This window comes from Pseudarthrobacter sp. MEB009 (assembly GCF_030208875.1).
GTDB lineage: Bacteria > Actinomycetota > Actinomycetes > Actinomycetales > Micrococcaceae > Arthrobacter.
In genome coordinates, this window is sequence record NZ_JARVTC010000020.1 from 56,615 (window position 1) to 75,084 (window position 18,470).

At 65.9% G+C, this 18,470-nt stretch carries 18 protein-coding genes; 11 read left to right on the forward strand and 7 right to left on the reverse strand.

Annotated features, from left to right (window positions below):
• Positions 1-239: 239 nt before the first annotated feature.
• On the forward strand, positions 240-1,724 hold the full coding sequence (gene dctA, locus QRN07_RS18685) for a C4-dicarboxylate transporter DctA (RefSeq protein WP_050685982.1): 1,485 nt from the start codon (positions 240-242) through the stop codon (positions 1,722-1,724).
• Positions 1,725-2,022: 298 nt separating this feature from the next.
• Positions 2,023-2,772, forward strand: coding sequence for a GntR family transcriptional regulator (locus QRN07_RS18690; protein WP_050685984.1), 750 nt, complete (start codon positions 2,023-2,025; stop codon positions 2,770-2,772).
• 85 nt (positions 2,773-2,857) lie between these two features.
• Here QRN07_RS18690 and QRN07_RS18695 read toward each other — a convergent pair whose 3' ends face one another.
• Both QRN07_RS18695 and QRN07_RS18700 read right to left on the reverse strand, forming a co-directional pair.
• Positions 2,858-3,316, reverse strand: a complete 459-nt coding sequence (locus QRN07_RS18695; protein WP_285241875.1) for a PTS sugar transporter subunit IIA — start codon at positions 3,314-3,316, stop codon at positions 2,858-2,860.
• On the reverse strand, positions 3,316-3,546 hold the full coding sequence (locus QRN07_RS18700) for a PTS sugar transporter subunit IIB (RefSeq protein ID WP_050685988.1): 231 nt from the start codon (positions 3,544-3,546) through the stop codon (positions 3,316-3,318). The genes QRN07_RS18695 and QRN07_RS18700 overlap by 1 nt, the downstream gene beginning before the upstream one ends.
• A 229-nt stretch (positions 3,547-3,775) precedes the next feature.
• Here QRN07_RS18700 and QRN07_RS18705 point away from each other — a divergent pair, with 229 nt between their 5' ends.
• From QRN07_RS18705 to QRN07_RS18725, 5 genes are all read left to right on the forward strand, one after another.
• Positions 3,776-5,026: a PTS transporter subunit EIIC gene (locus QRN07_RS18705; RefSeq protein WP_056598516.1), complete on the forward strand. Its 1,251-nt coding sequence runs from the start codon at positions 3,776-3,778 to the stop codon at positions 5,024-5,026.
• A gap of 42 nt (positions 5,027-5,068) precedes the next feature.
• Positions 5,069-5,848 carry a glucosamine-6-phosphate deaminase gene (nagB, locus tag QRN07_RS18710; RefSeq protein WP_056598519.1) on the forward strand — a complete coding sequence of 260 codons (780 nt, stop codon included), beginning with the start codon at positions 5,069-5,071 and terminating at the stop codon, positions 5,846-5,848.
• A gap of 2 nt (positions 5,849-5,850) precedes the next feature.
• Positions 5,851-6,609, forward strand: coding sequence for a copper homeostasis protein CutC (locus QRN07_RS18715; RefSeq protein ID WP_285241876.1), 759 nt, complete (start codon positions 5,851-5,853; stop codon positions 6,607-6,609).
• Positions 6,606-7,928, forward strand: a complete 1,323-nt coding sequence (locus QRN07_RS18720) for an N-acetylglucosamine-6-phosphate deacetylase (RefSeq protein WP_285241877.1) — start codon at positions 6,606-6,608, stop codon at positions 7,926-7,928. The genes QRN07_RS18715 and QRN07_RS18720 overlap by 4 nt, the downstream gene beginning before the upstream one ends.
• Positions 7,929-8,053: 125 nt before the next feature.
• A complete protein-coding gene (locus QRN07_RS18725; protein ID WP_285241878.1) occupies positions 8,054-9,718 on the forward strand; it encodes an HNH endonuclease signature motif containing protein in 1,665 nt (554 codons plus the stop codon).
• Between the two features lie 278 nt (positions 9,719-9,996).
• Here the strand turns inward: QRN07_RS18725 and QRN07_RS18730 are convergent, their stop codons facing one another.
• The 5 genes from QRN07_RS18730 to QRN07_RS18750 all read right to left on the reverse strand — a co-directional run bounded on the left by QRN07_RS18730 (position 9,997) and on the right by QRN07_RS18750 (position 14,491).
• Complete coding sequence (locus QRN07_RS18730) at positions 9,997-10,899, reverse strand: Rieske (2Fe-2S) protein (RefSeq protein WP_285241879.1); 903 nt, start codon at positions 10,897-10,899, stop codon at positions 9,997-9,999.
• Between the two features lie 121 nt (positions 10,900-11,020).
• Entirely contained in the window at positions 11,021-11,320 is a 300-nt protein-coding gene (locus QRN07_RS18735; RefSeq protein WP_056598530.1) for a putative quinol monooxygenase, read from the reverse strand.
• A 60-nt stretch (positions 11,321-11,380) separates the two neighbouring features.
• Positions 11,381-12,130: a ThuA domain-containing protein gene (locus tag QRN07_RS18740; RefSeq protein ID WP_056598532.1), complete on the reverse strand. Its 750-nt coding sequence runs from the start codon at positions 12,128-12,130 to the stop codon at positions 11,381-11,383.
• Complete coding sequence (locus QRN07_RS18745) at positions 12,130-13,200, reverse strand: Gfo/Idh/MocA family protein (RefSeq protein ID WP_285241891.1); 1,071 nt, start codon at positions 13,198-13,200, stop codon at positions 12,130-12,132. Before QRN07_RS18745 ends, QRN07_RS18740 begins: the two co-directional genes overlap by 1 nt.
• A gap of 283 nt (positions 13,201-13,483) precedes the next feature.
• Complete coding sequence (locus tag QRN07_RS18750; RefSeq protein WP_285241880.1) at positions 13,484-14,491, reverse strand: LacI family DNA-binding transcriptional regulator; 1,008 nt, start codon at positions 14,489-14,491, stop codon at positions 13,484-13,486.
• 320 nt (positions 14,492-14,811) lie between these two features.
• On the opposite strand from QRN07_RS18750, the gene QRN07_RS18755 reads away from it, so the two are divergent.
• The 4 genes from QRN07_RS18755 (at position 14,812) to QRN07_RS18770 (ending at position 18,205) form a co-directional block, all read left to right on the forward strand.
• A complete protein-coding gene (locus QRN07_RS18755; RefSeq protein WP_285241881.1) occupies positions 14,812-15,141 on the forward strand; it encodes a hypothetical protein in 330 nt (109 codons plus the stop codon).
• Positions 15,125-15,712: a hypothetical protein gene (locus QRN07_RS18760; protein ID WP_285241882.1), complete on the forward strand. Its 588-nt coding sequence runs from the start codon at positions 15,125-15,127 to the stop codon at positions 15,710-15,712. Before QRN07_RS18755 ends, QRN07_RS18760 begins: the two co-directional genes overlap by 17 nt.
• A gap of 145 nt (positions 15,713-15,857) precedes the next feature.
• Positions 15,858-16,421, forward strand: a complete 564-nt coding sequence (locus tag QRN07_RS18765; protein WP_056598543.1) for a hypothetical protein — start codon at positions 15,858-15,860, stop codon at positions 16,419-16,421.
• Positions 16,418-18,205, forward strand: coding sequence for a glycoside hydrolase family 15 protein (locus QRN07_RS18770; RefSeq protein WP_056598546.1), 1,788 nt, complete (start codon positions 16,418-16,420; stop codon positions 18,203-18,205). The genes QRN07_RS18765 and QRN07_RS18770 overlap by 4 nt, the downstream gene beginning before the upstream one ends.
• Positions 18,206-18,470: the final 265 nt, after the last annotated feature.

Sequence of the window (18,470 nt, forward strand, 5' to 3'; positions counted from 1 at the left end):
TTTTTTGCAAATCGCGGCACGGGAATCCCGGCCTCCTTTGTGGCACTACCGGCTCTTCGGCAACGTCTGCGCCGGTCAGCTCCACGAGGGCCCAGGCTGCCCCCCCACAGTCACAATTGGTTTTTAGACTTCCATAATATGGAAATGCATTTTCCCCTTGTGGAAAGTATGTGATCGGGGTTACTTTTGGGCAAGGCCACGCTCCCGCCGGCCGTTCCCGATTTGATAGGCAAAGGTCAATGAAGATCCCCAACCCTGAGGCACTGAAGGCGAGTTCGGTGCCCGCGAAGAAGAAGCGGCTGTATAAGTCGCTTTTCTTCCAGATCCTGATCGCCGTCGTGGCAGGTGTCCTCATCGGACATTTCTGGCCGGACCTTGGCTCCCAGCTGAGGCCCCTCGGAGATGGCTTCATCAAGTTGATCAAGATGATCATCGCGCCGCTGATCTTCCTGGTGATCGTTACCGGAATTTCAGCCGTAGGCGACGTCAAGGCGGTAGGACGGGTGGGCGTCAAGGCCCTTGTCTACTTCACAGCAGCAACTCTTTTTGCACTGGTCTTCGGGCTGATCGTTGGCAATATCGTGCAGCCCGGCGCCGGCCTGAACATCGATCCATCAACACTGTCGCAGGCGGACCTGGACGCCAAGACGGGCTCGGCGGAATCCAAGGACGCCGCTTCCTTCATCCTGGATGTCATTCCGGCCAGCGTCATCGGCGCCTTTGCCAGCAACAGCCTCCTGCAGGTGCTGTTTTTCTCCGTGTTCTTTGGCGCAGCCATCGTGGTGATTGGCCGCCAGCGGTGCATGCCCGTGATCAGCCTGATGGAAACGGTCCTGGAACTCATTTTCAAGATCATGTCCTGGATCATGAAGGTGGCACCCATCGGCGCATTCGGCGCCATGGCCTTTATCATCGGCCAGTACGGCCTTGGCACGCTCAGCACGTACGCCAAGCTGATTGCTGCCTGCTACGGCGCGGCCATCATCTTCATTGGCCTGCTTTTCCTGGTGGCGTGGAGCTTTGCCCGCGTCCCGCTGTGGCACTTCCTCAAGTACACCCGGGAGGAATTCCTCCTGGCTCTTGGCACAGCATCCACCGAGGCGGTTATGCCGCGGATCATGACCAAGCTGACGAACGCCGGCTGCTCCCGAGCCACCACAGGCCTGGTGGTCCCCACGGGCTACTCCTTCAACCTCGACGGCGCCGCCATCTACCTGTCCATCTCCCTGCTGTTCCTGGCACAGGCCTTCGGCCACAACCTGGACCTTGGCCAGCAACTGGCTGCCCTCGGCGTCCTCCTGCTGACCTCCAAGGGAATGGCCGGCGTTCCCGGTTCCTCCTTCCTGGCCCTGTCCGCCACCGCGGCAGCACTCGGCATCTTCCCGGTGGCCGGCGTTGCCCTGCTCCTGGGCGCGGACCGGCTGATGGACTCCATGCGGGTGGTGGTCAACCTCCTGGGCAACTGCGTGGCCACGTTCATCGTCTCCAAGTGGGAAGGCCAGTTTGACCGCAGCGTAATGCTCCGCGCCTTCAAGGGCGAGATCACCAACCACGATTCCGCCATCATGCTGGGCAAGGAGGAGGACTTCGAGGGCCAGGAACTCCAGCGGCTCAGCGAAGGGCAGGATCCCTCGCCTAAGTTCCGCGGCGGCCCGCACCCGGGTGAGATCCCGCAGTTCCAGATGAGCAAGGCTGCCCGCTCGGACGCACGCACCCCCGAGTAGGACAGCGGACCACTGGGTCGCCCTTTGTTTAGCGGCCGACGGCGGGCGGGGCCTTCGCGGCCCTGCCCGCCTTTCGTTTGTGCCGGCTGCGTCCCGGCTGTGCCGGCTGCCCGCGTTTCGTTTGTGCTGGCTGCGCCCCGGCTGTGCCGGCTGCCCGCCTTTCGTTTGTGCTGGCTGCGCCCCGTCACGTAGTGCCTTTCCACGGCACCCGCCGCCCGTTCCGCGCCCGGGACTGCCCCTTGTGGAATAATCCGAGGTAGTGGTCCTTACCGGACCGCTCCACAAACGAGGGACCGACTTGGCTACATCCGGGAGCAGTGCACAGGCGGCGAGCGCCCACATCAACAACTCGCAGGTCCCCAAGCATGAGCAGTTGCGGCTGATCATCCTCAAACTGGCCAAGGACGAACTGGAGCCCGGGGCCCGCCTGCCCAGCGAGCGGACCCTGATGGATTCCTACGGGGTCAGCCGGATCACGGTCCGCGCGGCCATCGGCAGGCTGGTGCATGAAGGCCATCTGGTCCGGGTGCCGGCCAAGGGCACGTTCGTGGCGGACTCGCCGGTCCAGTCCACCCTCCACCTGGCCTCATTCACGCAGGAAATGGAAGCCATGGGGCACATTCCCAGCACGGTGGTGCTGGTGGCCGAGAGCGCACCCGTACCTGCTGATACGGCAGAGGAACTCAGCCTGGCCACTGGATCCGCCGCCTTCCACCTGCGCCGCCTCCGCCTGGCCGATGGCCGCCCGGTCAGCGTGGACGATGCCTGGTACAACCCCGAACACGCTCCCGGGCTGCTGGACATCGACCTGACAGGCTCGGTCTACAAGGCACTCGCTGCGCAGTTCGGCCACCAGATCGACAGGGCCCGGCAAAGCGTCAGGGCCGAGGGCGCACCGCCGGACATCTCCGCCCTCCTGGGCACCGGCACCGGCGCTCCCGTTCTGGCTTTCGACAGGGTTTCGTGGTCCGGGCCCCTGGCCATCGAGCACTCCCGCTCCTGGTACCGTTCCGACCGCTACTCCCTGAACATGGAAGTCCGGCTTTAGGCAGCGCCGGGGCAGGTTGCGTCGCAACCCGCCCCGGCACGCCGATCAGCCGGCCAGCCAATCAGCCGATCAGTCAGTCAGCCGATCAGCCGAGGGTAAACAGCGCTTCCCCCGAAGCTACTGCGCCGCCCGCCACGAGAGTCGCGGTGTCCGGCTTGGTATCCAGCACCACAACGGGACTCACCAACGAGTAGCCGGCGGCCAGGGCTGCGGTGGGATCCACGCGCATCACGGCGGCACCGGCCGCAACGGTATCGCCCTGGGCAATATGCAGCGTGAAGCCGTCGCCCTCGAGCTTGACGGTGTCGATCCCCACGTGGGTCAGGACGCCCTGCCCTGACTCCGCCACCACCACAAAGGCGTGCGGCAGGAGCTTGACCACTTTTCCCGCAACCGGGGATACGACGTCGAACGCTGCTCCTGCAGGCGGCTCGACGGCGGCGCCGGAACCCACCATCTGGCCGGCGAATACCGGGTCCGGCACCTCGGTGAGGGGGACGACGGCGCCGCTGATGGGAGCGAGGACGGTGAGGGTGCCTGCCACTAGAGCAGGTCCTCGATGTCTTCTGCGAGGTTGTCCGCCTCGGGGCCCACGATGACCTGCACCGCGGTGCCTGCGGTCAGCACGCCATGGGCGCCGGCAGCCTTCAACGATGCCTCGCTGACCAGCGACACATCCTTGACCTCGGTCCGCAGCCGGGTGATGCAGGCCTCCACCTCAAGGATGTTGGCGGCGCCGCCCAGGCCTTCAATGATTTTCTCTGCTTTGGACATGGCTGCCCTTTCTGACGGTGCCCGTTGGAGCACGTTCTCAACACCGGACCGGCGGCCCTGATGCGACCAATTATGGCGCCCCGTCCGCTGGTGAGCCTCCTCGCCGACGGACTTCAGGGCCTCCTTGACAGGGCCCCGTGGGATGAATCACACTGAACTGGTCATAACCAGACAGTACCGGCTGGAACCGTCTCTCCACAACCCCATCCGAACCCGCAGAGGTGCCACCATGTCAACATCCGAGACCACCGCCCAGGCTCCAGAGAAGAAGCCGAACCGGGCCTTCGCCGTCCTCCAGCGCCTGGGGCGCTGCCTGATGCTTCCCATCGCGGTCCTGCCTGCCGCCGGGCTCCTGCTGCGCATCGGACAACCCGACCTGCTCGGCGCCATCCCAGGGTTCGAGGGCGGCGCCGCCGTTATCTCCTCCGCGGGCAACGCCGTCTTCACCTGGCTGCCGCTGATTTTCGCCGTTGGCATCGCCATCGGCTGGGCCAAGAAGTCAGACGGTTCCACCGCCCTGGCCGCCGTTGTGGGCTACATGGTGATCGACGGCGTCTTCAAGGCGATGTCCCCGCTGGTCCTGGCCGGCCAGGTGGACGCCGGGGGCAAACCTTCCATGATCAACTACGGCGTCCTGGCCGGCATCGTGGTGGGCCTGCTGTCCGCCATGCTGTGGCAGCGGTTCTACCGGACCAAACTGCCGGACTTCCTGGGCTTCTTCAGCGGCCGCCGGCTGGTTCCCATCCTGACGTCCGTCACCAGCCTGGTGGTCGGCATCGCGCTGGCTTTGGTGTACCCCATCTTCAACTCAGGGCTCTCCGCGGCAGGCGAAGCCGTTGCCGGAAACCCTGAACTCGGCGGCGGGATCTATGGCTTCGCCAACCGCATGCTGCTGCCGGCCGGCCTGCACCACATCCTCAACTCGGGACTCTGGTTCCTGATCGGCGACTATACGGACGCCTCCGGCCAGCTGGTCCGCGGCGACCTGAACCGCTTCTTTGCAGGCGACCCCACCGCGGGAGTCTTTATGACCGGGTTCTTCCCCATCATGATGTTCGGCCTGCCCGCCGCCGCACTTGCCATCTGGCGCCACGCCAAGCCCTCCCAGAAGAAGATCGTCGGCGGCATCATGCTTTCCACGGCCCTCACCGCATTCTTCACCGGCATCACCGAACCGCTCGAATACTCCTTTATGTTTGTCGCCTTCCCCCTCTACATCGTGCACGCTGTCCTCACCGGCACATCCATGGCGCTGGTGAATGCCCTGGACATCCATCACGGGTTTACGTTCTCCGCCGGGCTCATCGACTTTGTCCTCAACTTCGGCAAGTCCGAGAACGGCTGGCTGCTGATCCCCATCGGCCTGGGTTACGCAGTGATTTACTACTTCCTCTTCTCGTTCGTCATCAAGCGCTGGAACCTGCGCACCCCCGGCCGGGAAGATGACGAGGTCTCCGTGGAGACCGAAGCCGCCAAGTAACGCCCCATCCTTATCCACTCCACACGAAAGCAGCCTTCCCGCATGGAAATCGTCATCCTCCCTTCCCCCGCCGAGGTGGCCCGCAAGGCCGCCGATGCCATCGAACAGTACGTCCGGCGCGGCCCGGCCGTCCTGGGCCTCGCCACCGGGTCCACCCCGCTGGGCACGTACCAGGAGCTCATTGAGCGGCACCGGAACAGCGGCCTCGGCTTTGGCCAGGCCCAGGCGTTCCTCCTGGACGAATACGTTGGCCTGCCTGCTGCGCATCCGCAGTCCTACCATTCGGTCATCCGGGACGAGTTCACTGACAGTGTGGACTTCGCCGCCGGCGCCGTGCACGGACTGGACGGCATGGCGCAGGATCCGCAAGCCGAGGCTGCGCAGTACGAGGAACGCATCGCCGCTGCCGGCGGGGTGGACATCCAGATCCTGGGCATCGGAACGGACGGGCACGTTGGCTTTAACGAGCCCATGTCCTCGCTGGCGTCCCGGACCAGGATCAAGACCCTGACCCGGCAGACCCGGCAGGACAACGCCAGGTTCTTCGACCGGGAGCAGGACGTTCCGGACCATGTCCTGACGCAGGGGCTGGGCACCATCGGGCAGGCGCGGCACCTGCTGCTGCTCGCCATGGGTGCGGCCAAGGCGGACGCGATCGCCGCTGCTGTGGAGGGGCCGCTGGCCGCCATCTGCCCGGCGTCCGTCCTGCAACTGCACCCGCACGTCACCGTGCTGGTGGATGAGGCCGCGGCGTCGAAGCTCACGCACCAGGACTATTACCGGGACACGTTCAGCCGCAAGCCGGCCTGGCAGGGACTCTGAGCATGCCAGCCGTTCCTCCAGCCCGGACGCCTGCGCTGGAACTCGCCGTCGAGGGCCTGGCCGGGGTTCGCCTGGCCGCAGCCGTGGGCGCGGCCCGTGTGGAGCTGTGCGCTGCCCTGGCGGAGACCGAGGGGGTCACGCCCAGCATTGGCGCCGTGGCCCAGGCGTGCGCAGCGGGGGTCCCGGTCCACGTCCTGGTGCGGCCGCGGACGGGCAACTTCACGTACTCGCCGGACGAGCTGGAGGTTGTTGAGCGCGACGTCGTCGCCGCTTTAGCCGCTGGCGCCGCCGGTGTGGTGGTGGGAATCCTCGCGGCCGACGGCGGACCGGACGTAGGTGCCATCCGCCGGATTGTGGAGCTGGTGCGGGAGCGGGACCCGGCTGCGGAGATCACGTTCCACCGGGCGTTCGACGCCGCCTTGGCAGGCGGCGCCGATCCGGCGGAATCCCTGGCCAGGCTCGAGCAGGCAGGCGTTAACCGGGTGTTGACCAGCGGCGGCGGTGCAGACTGCGCCGCGGGCCTGCCCATGCTGGCCCGACTAGTGGAACTCGGACGGACGCACGCCCCTTCTGTCCAGATCATGGCAGGGGGCGGTGTGGGCCTTGGGTTGATCCCCGCCCTCCTCCATAGTGGTGTGCATGCCGTTCACACCTCGGCCCGGCCACGGACAACCTCCGGCCCGGGCCGCACCAGCCAGCCCGACCCGCAACTCGCAGCCGGCATTTCAGCGGCTTTGACCACAGGATCACTTCCCGCATGAACACTTCAGGCGCCACAGCAACCAGTGGCAATGGGCTGGTCCTTCGCGGCCGCATCGTCTCCGCGGACCTGGACGTGGCTGACGGGATCATCGCAGTGGCGGGCGGCGTGATCACCTTCGCAGGGCCGGCGTCGGGCTTTCCCGGCGAAAGCGGGCCCGCCCGGCCTGACCGCATCCTGCTGCCGGGCCTGGTGGACCTGCACTGCCACGGCGCACTGGGGGCGGACTTTGCTGACGGTTCGGCGGAAGGCGCCACGGCCGCTGCCCGGTACTTGCACAGCAGGGGCACCACCACGCTCCTGGCCAGTGTGGTGACGGGACCACCGGCGCAGACGCTCCGGAACCTTGAAGTACTGCGGCAACTGGCGGCTGACGGGCTGATTGCCGGGTCGCATCTGGAGGGACCGTTCCTCTCGTCCGGGCAGTGCGGCGCTCATGATCCGGCGTTGCTGCTGGAACCGGACCTGGACCTGCTGGCCGCCATGATGACGGCGGCCGGACCCACGCTGGCGTCCATGACCCTCGCTGCTGAGCTTCCCGGCATGGCGGGCGTGGTGGAGTTGCTGACGCGGCACGGGGTGATCCCTTCGCTGGGCCACACGGCGGCGGACAATACCGTGGCGGCGGAGTTCCTGAAACAGGCTGCTGCCGGGCTGGCTGAGTTCGCCGGGCTCGCTGGGGCTGCCGCGTCCATGGGCGGCGCCGGGGTACTCGGATCGGCCGGGTCTGCTGAGCTGTTCGGGTTGGGTGACCCTGCCGGTTCCGCTCCGCCGTCAGGCCGGTTGCGGCCCACCGTGACGCACCTGTTCAACGCCATGCCCAGCCTGCATCACCGGTCCCCCGGACCTGTCTCGGCCAGTTTGGGCGCCGCACGCGCAGGTGAAGCCGTGGTGGAACTCATTGCGGACGGGGTCCACCTGGCGCCCGAAACTGTGAAACTGGTTTTCGACCTGGTGGGAGCCCGCAACATTGCCCTGGTCACCGATTCGATGGCGGCCACCGGGCTGCAGGACGGCCAGTACAAACTGGGGCCGCTGGCTGTAACCGTGCAGCAAGGCGTGGCGCGAGTGGACACTACCGGCGCCATCGCCGGTGGCACGTCCACCTTGCTGGACGTGGTCCGGTCGACAGTTGCCGCGGGCATCCCGCTGCAGGACGCGGTCACCGCCGCGACAGCTGTTCCGGCTGATGTTCTGGGGGTCTCGGCACACGTGGGCGGGCTGCGTCCCGGGATGGCTGCCGATGTCCTGGTGGTCGACCCGGATCTTACGCTGGCGGGTGTGCTGCGGCGCGGTAAATGGGTCACTCAGCTGCAGTGATGCGAGCTGCCTTGTTTCAGGGTCCAGCCACGTGCGGGCGTCTGTCTGGCGGTGCCGGTTACCGATTTCGCCCAGCCGCAAGCATCGCAGCCTAAAATGTCAGACCCCCGATGGATGATATTGGTATGGGAAACAGCACTCGGCAGGCAGCAGCAATGGAAGCGGTTCACGCCTCCATTAGCGTCCTGGCTGAGCTGTTCCGCTCCGATCCGGGCACTTCGGGCCTTGCCCTGGAAGCCTCCGCTGCTGGCAGTTGGGCTGCGGACGGTGTCAGCGCGGGCGATTTGAACGCGGCCGGTTTGAGCGCGGCTCATCCCGATGCTTCGAAGAACAGCGCTGTCGACGCTGGGACCGATCTGCTCCAGCGCGCCTACGATGTCCGCCTCGACCGGCTTGCGGAAGTTTCCAGGTTGGAGGCAATGCTCGCGGCGATCAAAGCCCGTGACGCCGCCGAGTGCGCCGAACTCCAATTGGCCATGACCCCTCCTGACGCTTCAGCCCAGACCCGGACCTTCCGGGGGATGTCCGTGGTGGAGGAAGTGGCAGGGGTCCTCACCGTGAGCGCGGCTGCGGCCGGAGCGTTGATCGCTTCAGCACGCCAGCTGTGCACGCTGCCGCTGGCTATGGCCGAACTCGCTTCGGGACGGATGTCGTGGCAGCACGCCCGCATCATTGCGGACGAGACCGACGGACTCGACGCCGAGGCCGCAGCAGAGCTGACCTCCCATTTCCTGGACCCTGACGATACCGATCCGGCCAGGGGCTGCCCCGCCGGAGAGCTGGTCCCGGGCAGGTTCCGGCAGAAAGTCCGGAGATGGCGCGAACGGCACCACCCGGAATCACTGGAAACCCGCCACGCCAAGGGATTCGCGGACCGCCGCATCGAATTTTCGCCTGACCGGGACGGCATGGCCTGGGTCTCTGGATTCCTTCCCGCTACGGCCGCGTCGGCCATCTGCAACCGGACCACCTCGCTCGCCAGGGGAACCCAGGGGCCGAACGAACAGCGGACCCTTACCCAGCTCAAGGCCGACATCTTCGCGGCCGCGCTTTTGGGCAATGGAGCCAGCAAGGCCTCTCAAGCCGGGGACTTTGAGGAAAGCGCTGGCGGTTTCAGGGAACAGGAGGTTCGCGGCGCTGTCAACGACGTCCAAGGGCTCCCTGGCGATCACGTCAACGACGTCATTCCTGACGGCACCGCCGGTTTCCGGGACCTGAGTGAAGTTCCCGTGCCTGCGGCGCAGGTGCTGGTCACGGTGCCGGTGTTCTCTTTGCTGGGCGTCGGCGATGAACCCGCAATACTGGATGGCTATGGGCCGATCCCGGCGTCGATGGCACGGAAGTTGGTGGCGGAGGGCGCCAGCTCGTTTTATCGCGTACTGATCGACCCCCGCAACGGCGCACCGCTGGAGATTGGAAGGAAAAGCTACCGCCTCACGGAAGCCATGAAGCGGTGGCTGCGCTTACGGGATGGAAAATGCCCGTTTCCAGGGTGCAGCAACCCATCCCTGGACAACGAGGCCGATCATCTTCTGTCCTGGCACAGCGGCGGGACCACCGGCATCAGCAACCTGGGCCAGCCCTGCCGCAAACACCACCGGCTGAAACACAACAGCGCCTGGCGGCCCACTGCGGCCACCAAAGATGAGCCGCCCGGCTGGATTTCCCCCTCGGGCAGGCAGTACAAGAGTGAGCAGCAGGACTGGGAGCCTCCCGAATGGCCACCCGGGCTGCTGCCCGGCGATCGAAGCCCCTTCGAAGAAGCGCTGGTACTGCACCTATCCGCCTGATGGGCCGGCGGCCCGGGTCAAACGTGGACCCACGACCCACACCCCAGTCCCCCGCCCCCAGGACCCCGCCCCCAGTACCCACGACCCAGCGACCCAGCGACCCAGCGACCCAGGACCCAGCGACCCAGCGACCCAGGACCCAGCGACCCAGGACCCGGAGACCCAGCGACCCAGCGACCCAGGACCCGGAGACCCGGAGACCCAGCGACCCAGCGACCCAGGACCCGGAGACCCAGCGACCCAGCGACCCAGCGACCCAGCGACCCAGCGACCCAGGCTTAGTCGGCACCCGGCAGGCAAACTTCCACAAGCCCGTCGGTGATACGGGAGCTGAACAGCGGCTGGCGTGCAGTTGCAGGCCCGGACAGGACATCCCCCGTCCGCAGCGCGAAAGTGCTCTTGTGCCAAGGACACACCACACAAGGCTGGTTGTCCCCGGCGGTGCCGCCCGGAATTTCGGCAGCGGCCTTCAGTTTGCCTTCATGCAGCGGACCGGACAAGTGGCTGCACACATCGGACAGCACGTTGATGCGGTTCCCCTCGCGGTGCACCAGCAAGGGGATCCCAGCCACATCGCGTTTGGTAAGTTTGCCATCCGGCAGTTCCGCCAGTGGTGCCAGCTTGTGCCAGCCCTGCGGGAACCGGTGCGGGATTTCCTCGCTGTGGTTCACGCCGGCAGCTTGCCGGTACGTAAGGTGACCGCCCAGGAAGCCGCCTGCGCTTATGGTGCCGAGCCCGAGATAGGCCAGCGCTTTGCCGCTGCCCTGCCGTCCGCGGGCACGCTGGACCAGGGACGCGGCGTACAACGTCGTTGCGGCAATATTGGCTGCGGCATGGACCAGTCCCACCCGCTGCTGCTGGGGATGCAGTTCGGACCAGTCGGTAAAACCGGCCACCGCTGCCGGCACTGCGCTCAGCGCTCCGACGCCGACCAGGACTGCCGACGCCCGTTCATTTCCCGACAGGGCGTCCAGGACGGCCGCCGAGATCCAGGCACCCATGGGCACCTGCACCGCCAGCGGGTGCACGGGGTGCCCCACAGGAACGCCATGCAGGACGTCGCGGGCCCAGCGGGGCCGGATAACGGTCCTCACCACTTTCCTGACCTTCTTGGACACCGGGTCCAGCCAGGCAGCGTCCTCAAGGCGGGCGACAAGTTCCAGTGCAGGCAGCGGCTTCATACCCGCCCCGTACCCCGTTTTGCGGCCGACAGACGGGATCCGCAGGAAACTTTGGCACCGGTAAAATTCTTCGCCACCAGCGGGAACTTTGGGCCCTGCGCAGTTCCATGGCCAAGGACACCTAGCGCAGTGGCGATCCAACGACGTTGAAGCGGAATCCGCCCATCTCCCCGGAAAGCAGCGGCCTGGCTTCTGCAATCGCGGCCTGGACACTGTCCAACTGCAGCGATGCCTGGTGCGCTTCAGCAGATTCCCAGAGTTCGCTGACGAACACGGTGTCCGGCACATCGGGGTTGACGCCCACCTCGTACTGCAGGCAGCCGGCCACCGAAAGGCCAGCGGACGGACGGGTAAGGATGGCAACCAGGGCGTCCTGCTGGCCTGGCTTGGTTCCGAGCGTTCCCACGTTTGCAAAGGTCATGGGAACAGTCTGCCGCACGGCAGCGACAGGAAGGCCCAGCCCCGATCAGCAGCGACGCGCCTAGGCTTCCTCGAACCAGCCCCGGGCCGGGTTGCTGACGGCAGGGACCGAGCGGCGAAGCTCCGGCTGGGCAGCCCAGCCCACACCGTTCGCCAGGACCCGCTGGATCTGCGGGTGGTGGTAGACCGGGTATTCCTGGTCGCCGGGGCTGAAATAGAAAATCCGCCCCTTGCCGCGCGTGAACGTAACGCCGGAGCGGAACACCTCGCCGCCGGCGAACGAGCTGATGAAGATCAGGTCGTCGGGGTCAGGGATATCAAACAGCTCGCCGTACATCTCCTGCTCCGGGATAACGATAGGGCTGTCCACGCCCTCTGCAATGGGGTGCGACGGTTTGACGGTCCACACCAGTTCACGCTCGCCGTCATTCCGCCAGGCCAGGGAGCAACTGGTGCCCAGCAGCTTGGTGAATATCTTGGCGAAGTGCCCCGAATGGAGCACAATAAGCCCCATTCCGCCCAGGACGTGCCGGTGGACGCGTTCGACGACGGCCTCGCTCACCTGGCCGTGCGCCACGTGGCCCCACCAGAGCAGCACATCCGTCTCGGCGAGGGTTTCTTCATCGAGGCCATGTTCGTCGTCGGTAGCGAGGACCGCCGTGGAGATTTCCGACTCCGGGTAGAAGGAGCGGAGCCCCGCGGCGATGGCACCGTGGATGCCGTCAGGGTAGATTTCCCCAATGTGGGCGGGCTCGTTGCGGGCCTCGTGGACGCCTTCGTTCCAGACGCGGATTCTCAGCTTGTCGTTCATCAGAGACGAACCTCCCTTTGCTCCTGCGCCGATTGGTAGCAGGCGTCGATGATGTGGGCGCGGGAGAGGGCCATGGATCCGTCGTGCCGTCCCCAAACTTCCGCCCCGCCGCGGACTGCGGCCACAAAGTCCTCCACCACCGCCTGGTGTGCCCGGCCCGGCACGGCGGGCGGTACGTAGTCGGCATTTTCGCCGTCCTTGTCCGTGAAAACCTTCAGCTCACCCACGGCAGCCATTGGTGCGCCCTGAACCTTGAGCTCAGCGCCGCCGTCGGTTCCGTAGACCGTGAAATCCAGCAGGTCCTCCACTTCCCGGTAACTGGCCCAGCCGGCTTCGAGCAGCAGCGTCGCACCGCCCTCCAGGCGGAGGAACGCCGAGGCGAAGTCCTCCACCTCAAAAGGATGGCTGGCTGCCATGGCGGAGTAACGGTTGTTCCCGCCCCGCCCCCGTGGCCCAAGCTCGGAATGGGTTGTGGCGGACACCGCCACCACTTTGGGTTCGCCCAGAAGGTGCAGGGCATAGTCGAGGGCATGGACTCCGATGTCGGCAAGCGGCCCGCCGCCTGCAAGCTCAGGGTTGGTGAACCAGCTTCCCATCATCGGGATGCCGGCCCGGCGCAGCCATGATGCCTTGGCGTAGTACGGGCGGCCCACACCGCCGTCGTCGATTATTTGCTTCAGCGCCTGGATATCGCCGCGGCGCCTGTGGTTGAAGGCGACGTCCAGGACCCGCCCGGCCTTGCGGGCAGCGTCCACCATGGCCCGGCCTTCGACGGCGTTACGGGCCAACGGCTTTTCGCTCAACACATGCAGGCCCTGCTCAAGGGCCGCGATGGAGATGGGGGCGTGCAGGAAGGTGGGTACCGCAACACTGATCGCGTCCAGGCCGCCATGCTGGAGCATCTTCTCCCAGCCGTCGAATGCGCTGGGGATCGAGTATTCAGCCTGCAGCGAGTCACGGAGGTCCTTCTCCATCCCTGCCAGCGAAACAATGCGTACGCCGTCCATCCGGCTGTAAGCAGCCAGGTGCTGCTGCCCGGCCCAACCGATGCCAACAACACCCACTCTCAGTTCTCCACCATGCTCCTTCGGGTCAGGCGCCTGCTGTCCGGCAGGCCGCTGTCCGGGCTGCTGACTGGTGGGGTGCTGTCCGGGCTGACTGGTGGGCTGCTGTCCGGTGGGCTGTTGGTTGCTCACACTTGGTTCCTCTCCTATCGCGTCGCGCTGTATTCGGGTCGCGGGAAATTTGGGACGGTCCCAGAGGGTTGGAATCGATTCCAAAGATCTTCCAAAATATCGACTCCAACCCGTGGAATCGATTCCAAACAAGTCTGGCAGCGGACTCGTGGGACTGTCAACCCCCTGAGCCCTTCGTCGAATCCCGCACCACAAGCTCATGGGGAAGGAACACCCGGCCACGGCGGTGCGCGCCGGGCACGGTCATCCGCTCCAGGAGTTCCGCGAAAGCCACCCGGCCCATCTCGTAAGCAGGCTGCCGCACGGTTGTCAGTTCCGGGACACACATCTCCGCCTGGGCCGAGTCATCAAAACCCGCAACGGCGATGTCGTGCGGCACCCGGAGCCCGGCGTCCGTAAGTTCACGGACGCAGCCGGCCGCCGCAACGTCGGTGCCGCAAAACACCGCATCCGGAAGATCCCCAGCCGCCAGCAGGTCCCTGGCCAGGCTGCGGCCGGCGTGGAAGCCAAAACTGCCTTCACCGGACAGCACCCGCCCTGGCGGCAGGCCGGCGTCGGCAACGGCCTGGCGGAATCCGGCCTCGCGCAGCCGGCCTGAACGGGCACTCCTGTGCGCGATCATGGCCAGCCTTCGCCCGCCGGTGTCGATCAGGTGGCGCGTCATGTCATATGCGGCCTGGCGGTCGTCAATGGAAACACCGAACGCCGCATCGGCGTCGACAATTTCGCAGACCTGGACAACACTCAGTTGCCCGGCCACCGCGTCAACATCCTCGTCCGGCATGGTGGGCGAAAACAAAACCATGCCATCCACGGACCCGTTCCGGAGCATGTCCACCAATTGCTGCTCCCGCTCCAGGTCGCCGGCAGTCGCAGCGATCAGGCTGACGTAGCCCGAGTCAGCCGCCGCATCCCCCACCCCGCGGAAGACTTCACTGACCACCAGGGACTCCAGGTTCTTGGCCAGCGCCAAAACACGCATGGTCCGGTCCCTGCGGAGGTCGCGGGCTGAGGCAAGCGGCCGGTAGCTGAGCCGGCGGATGGCCTCATTGACCTTTTCCCTGCTTGCCGCGCTGACAGCCGGACTCCCATTCAGGACCCGGGACACCGTGCCAACGGACACACCCGCCGTTTTGGCGACGTCCTGGACTGTCGCTCGAGCCATTCGGTTTGTCCTTCCGCGACCAGTAACGATGGTCCTTGCCGCCACGTCCCGCCCTGCCTTACGGCGTTCCTCAGCATAGCCGCCGCGGGAAAGCCTACAATCCGGGACCTGCAGCCGGCGGTGGGCATCACCGCAAACACCACAAATCACAGCCGCAGGCCTTCCCGCCGAAGACAGCGGCCGGCGGTGCGCCCGGAGCGGCCAGGGCACCCCCGGAGAGGCCCGGCAGCCAGCGCCGCCACTGATTCAAACGTCAACTTTTGGTTGACAAAAGCGGACGACGCCGGACATCCTTGAGTATGCGCAACCTACTCGTATCCTTGCTCGTAGCAGTCGCGGTGGCCGTTGCCGTAGGGCTCCTGACGGGGGCGGGATGGCCGGGTTTCCTGATGGGGGCAGTCTGGGCGCTATCGCTCTGGGTCATGCTGTTTTTCGGCTCCTACACCACACCGCGCCGGGGCTACGTCCAACCGGCCGTATATGCTGCCGCCGCCGCGGCTGCCGTGGCCCTGGGCTTCGTATTCTTCAGGACGGGCGACGGAAATGCTGCGTGGTGGGCTCCGGCCTTCATCATGGCCGGCGCCGTCTTCCCGGCAGCATGGACAGCCGCCAAAGCAGGACCGTCAGGGAGCCATGGACGCGACGGATGACCCCTCCGGCCTGGCCGCCGTGGCAGCTGCACGGGACCAACTGGATATTGCCCGGCGGAATCTGCGGGAAGCCGTGGACACTGCCCGTCGGGACTATACGTGGGCAGAGATCGGCGGCGTGCTCGGCATGAGCCGGCAGGCGGCATTTAAGCGGTTCGGTTCGGCCAGGGACCCCAGGACGGGAGAAACCATGCAGGCGGGAATGAAGGCCATGGATGTGGCGGCACGGACGGAGCAGGTCTTCCGGCTGGTGGACAGCGGCGACTACGGATCGCTGGCGCCGATGCTGACCGACGATGCCGCTGCGGTACTGACACGCGGCCGGGTCCTGGGCACGTGGGCGCAGGCTGTGGCAGACACCGGTAACCTCGTGTCCTTCCACGGGACCGGCGTCGAGCTTCCAGACGGCAGCGCCCTGTCCCCCGGCGAGGAAGCGACAGGCACACTGGTGGGACACACAATGATCGACTGCGAAGCCGGGCAGTGGGTGGGCCGGGTGGCTTTCAACGCGGCCGGTCTGATCACCGGGCTCCTGATCGTTCCGACGCAGCACGGCGAGCTGCCCTTCTAGCGTGACTGGCCCGCGGCATGTTCAGTCCCCGCGCCGGATCAGCCTAACTCAGGTGCCGCAGGCCGCCGTCGGGGTTCTTCCGGCCGTTTTCCCGCACCGGCATCCATTGATGGCCCCCTGACCCGCGCCGGTCTAGGGTGGACCGATGAGGAAGTGGATCAGGGAACACCCCACCCGAGCCGCGGTCCTGGTTTTCCTGGCCGTTTGGCTGCTCATGATGGGCGTTAACGTGGCTGTGCACCGCAGGCTTGATGATGCGCTTTTCAATTCAACGTTCTACGCCTTGTTCATGGCCGGCGGCATGTACCTGCAGCAGAAGCGGATGCGCAAAACCGGAGCCAAACTCGCTGCCGATGGAAAACTCCTCCTGTGGATCCGCTACCCCGATTCCCGGCCCGGCTCCTTATCCAGCATCTGGAACATGGTGGTTACCACCGCCGGGCCCGGAGAAACGGTGTTTCAACCAGCGGTGTACGACACAGCAGAGCCCTCCGGGCGGCCCGTGAAGCTGCGCGTCCTGGAACTGGCAGCCCAGCGGCGCGAGACCACCGGGCAGGACCGCAAGTACATCACTGACCGCAGCGTGCTGGCAGTCATGGCGGTCACAGATAAGGGCCGGCTGGAGATTGCGGGCACACCCGAAAACCTGGACCTGCTTTCTGCGGCAATAGCATCCGCTGCCCGCTCCAACGAAAGCGATGCCGCATGACCCAGTATGTCCGGGACCAACACGGGTACGCAGACCTGCGAAGCTACGCCGCCATCGGCGATGGCCGCACCATCGGGCTGGTGGCGGCCGATGGCCGGATCGACTGGCTTCCCTTGCCGGGCCTGGACTCGGTCATCCCGTTCGCCGCCCTGCTGGACGCTGCCGGCGGCGGATATCTGCAGCTTCAGCCCACGGAGCCCTTCACCACGGAGCGCAGCTACCTGGGCCGGACCAATGTCCTGGTGACAACGTTCACCACGGCCAGGGGCCGGGTGCGTGTCACCGATTCGCTGAACACGGGGATCGCAGGACGGTTGCCCTGGTCTGAGCTTGGCCGCCGCATCGAGGGCCTGGACGGCGAGGTGCCCATGCGGGCAGTGGCCAGGCCCGGAACTTGCCTGGGCCGGGTGTCGCCGTGGATCCAGGACACTGTCCACGGGGTGGTCCTCCGGCTCGATGGACTCACCATGGCGGTCCGGTCCGCAGGCGAGGACACCGTGGGCTGGGATGATAAAAGCATCACGATTGACTACACGGCCACCGCCGGTTCCCGGGCGATTTTTGGCCTGGTCGCCACGGAGGGCGAACCCCTCCTTATTCCCGCCCCGGAGACTGTGGACGAGGGGATCGACAGGACCATAGAAAAGTGGCAGCGGTGGAGCTCCTCCTTTAACTACGAGGGCGGGTTCGCAGCCCAGGTACACCGGAGCGTGCTCACCTTGAAGCTCCTGATCATGGGCGACGAAGGTTCGGTTGCCGCTGCGGGCACCACCTCCGTGCCCGAAAGCCTGGACGGCGGCAAGAACTGGGACTACCGCTACGCGTGGGTCCGCGACACGGCCTACAGCCTTACGGCGTTGTTCCGCTTTGGCCTGCGTGAGGAGACCCATGCCGCCATGTCATGGATGCTCAGGACCATCCGAAACAACAATGATTATCCTGCCGTGATGTATCGCCTGGACGGCTCTGCCTGTATTGACGATGTGGCCAATTACGACGTTCCCGGCTGGCGCGGCATCGGCCCTGTCGTGACCGGCAACAGGGCTTCTGGCCAGCTGCAGCTGGGCGTCTTTAGCGACGTCTTCAGTATTGTCACGCTGTACGTGGACCACGGCAATGTCCTGGACGCCGCCACAGGCAGGACATTGGCCACCATCGCCGATTCCGCCTGCGATGCATGGCAGCGGCGCGATGCCGGGATGTGGGAGCTTACCGAACCGCAAAATTACACCAGCTCGAAGATGGGGTGCTGGCATGCCCTGCAGCAGGCAGTCCATCTCGCTGAGTTGGGCCAGATCCCGGGCGACCCCTCCCGGTGGCGTGCGGAAGCTGAACGGATCCGGGCATGGGTAGAGGAAAACTGCTGGTCGGAAGAGCTGCAGGCCTACGCCTGGTATCCGGGGTCAACGCAACTGGATGCGTCAGTCCTGCTCCATGCGATCAGCGGGTTTGACCGTGGAACACGCATGAGCGCAACCATTGATGCGTTGGACCGCGAACTTTCCGCAGGCCCGCACCTGTACCGCTTTTCCGGCGCAGAGAAGGAGGAAGGAACGTTCGTCGCCTGTTCCTACTGGATGGTCTCCGCCCTGCACTTCTGCGGCCGGACCAACGAGGCCCGGGCCAGGATGGCTGAACTGGCGGGCACCGCGAACGACGTCGGAATCCTGGCTGAAATGTTCGACCCCGCTGACGGATCGGCGCTGGGGAACCTCCCGCAAGCCCTCAGCCACCTGGCCCTGATCAATGCAGCCATAACGTTGGACGGGCCAGTCCCGGACTAGGTCCCGCCACTCCCCAACGGCGCGGACAGCACGTTTTTGGTACTGAACAACCCGGATATCCACGACGACGTGGTGGACTACCGCGTCTACCTGACGGCAAGCCACTCGGCACCGCAGGGGAAAATGCCAAGTGCACTCCCGTCACGGTGACCACAACGCCCACACGGCACCGCAACGTAGGGGCGCATCCGGCGTCCAAAGCCAATGGTGACGGCGTCAAGCTGGATACCGGGGCCATCCAGAAGGCCGTCGAAGGCCGAGGGCC

Excerpts from the sequence above, each read along its gene's own strand:
- dctA (WP_050685982.1), top strand. The coding sequence starts at position 240 with ATGAAGATCCCCAACCCTGAGGCACTGAAGGCGAGTTCGGTGCCCGCG.
- QRN07_RS18700 (WP_050685988.1), bottom strand. The coding sequence starts at position 3,546 with ATGTCCAAAGCAGAGAAAATCATTGAAGGCCTGGGCGGCGCCGCCAAC.
- QRN07_RS18705 (WP_056598516.1), top strand. The coding sequence starts at position 3,776 with ATGTCAACATCCGAGACCACCGCCCAGGCTCCAGAGAAGAAGCCGAAC.
- nagB (WP_056598519.1), top strand. The coding sequence starts at position 5,069 with ATGGAAATCGTCATCCTCCCTTCCCCCGCCGAGGTGGCCCGCAAGGCC.
- QRN07_RS18715 (WP_285241876.1), top strand. The coding sequence starts at position 5,851 with ATGCCAGCCGTTCCTCCAGCCCGGACGCCTGCGCTGGAACTCGCCGTC.
- QRN07_RS18720 (WP_285241877.1), top strand. The coding sequence starts at position 6,606 with ATGAACACTTCAGGCGCCACAGCAACCAGTGGCAATGGGCTGGTCCTT.
- QRN07_RS18725 (WP_285241878.1), top strand. The coding sequence starts at position 8,054 with ATGGGAAACAGCACTCGGCAGGCAGCAGCAATGGAAGCGGTTCACGCC.
- QRN07_RS18730 (WP_285241879.1), bottom strand. The coding sequence starts at position 10,899 with ATGAAGCCGCTGCCTGCACTGGAACTTGTCGCCCGCCTTGAGGACGCT.
- QRN07_RS18735 (WP_056598530.1), bottom strand. The coding sequence starts at position 11,320 with ATGACCTTTGCAAACGTGGGAACGCTCGGAACCAAGCCAGGCCAGCAG.
- QRN07_RS18740 (WP_056598532.1), bottom strand. The coding sequence starts at position 12,130 with ATGAACGACAAGCTGAGAATCCGCGTCTGGAACGAAGGCGTCCACGAG.
- QRN07_RS18750 (WP_285241880.1), bottom strand. The coding sequence starts at position 14,491 with ATGGCTCGAGCGACAGTCCAGGACGTCGCCAAAACGGCGGGTGTGTCC.
- QRN07_RS18760 (WP_285241882.1), top strand. The coding sequence starts at position 15,125 with ATGGACGCGACGGATGACCCCTCCGGCCTGGCCGCCGTGGCAGCTGCA.
- QRN07_RS18765 (WP_056598543.1), top strand. The coding sequence starts at position 15,858 with ATGAGGAAGTGGATCAGGGAACACCCCACCCGAGCCGCGGTCCTGGTT.
- QRN07_RS18770 (WP_056598546.1), top strand. The coding sequence starts at position 16,418 with ATGACCCAGTATGTCCGGGACCAACACGGGTACGCAGACCTGCGAAGC.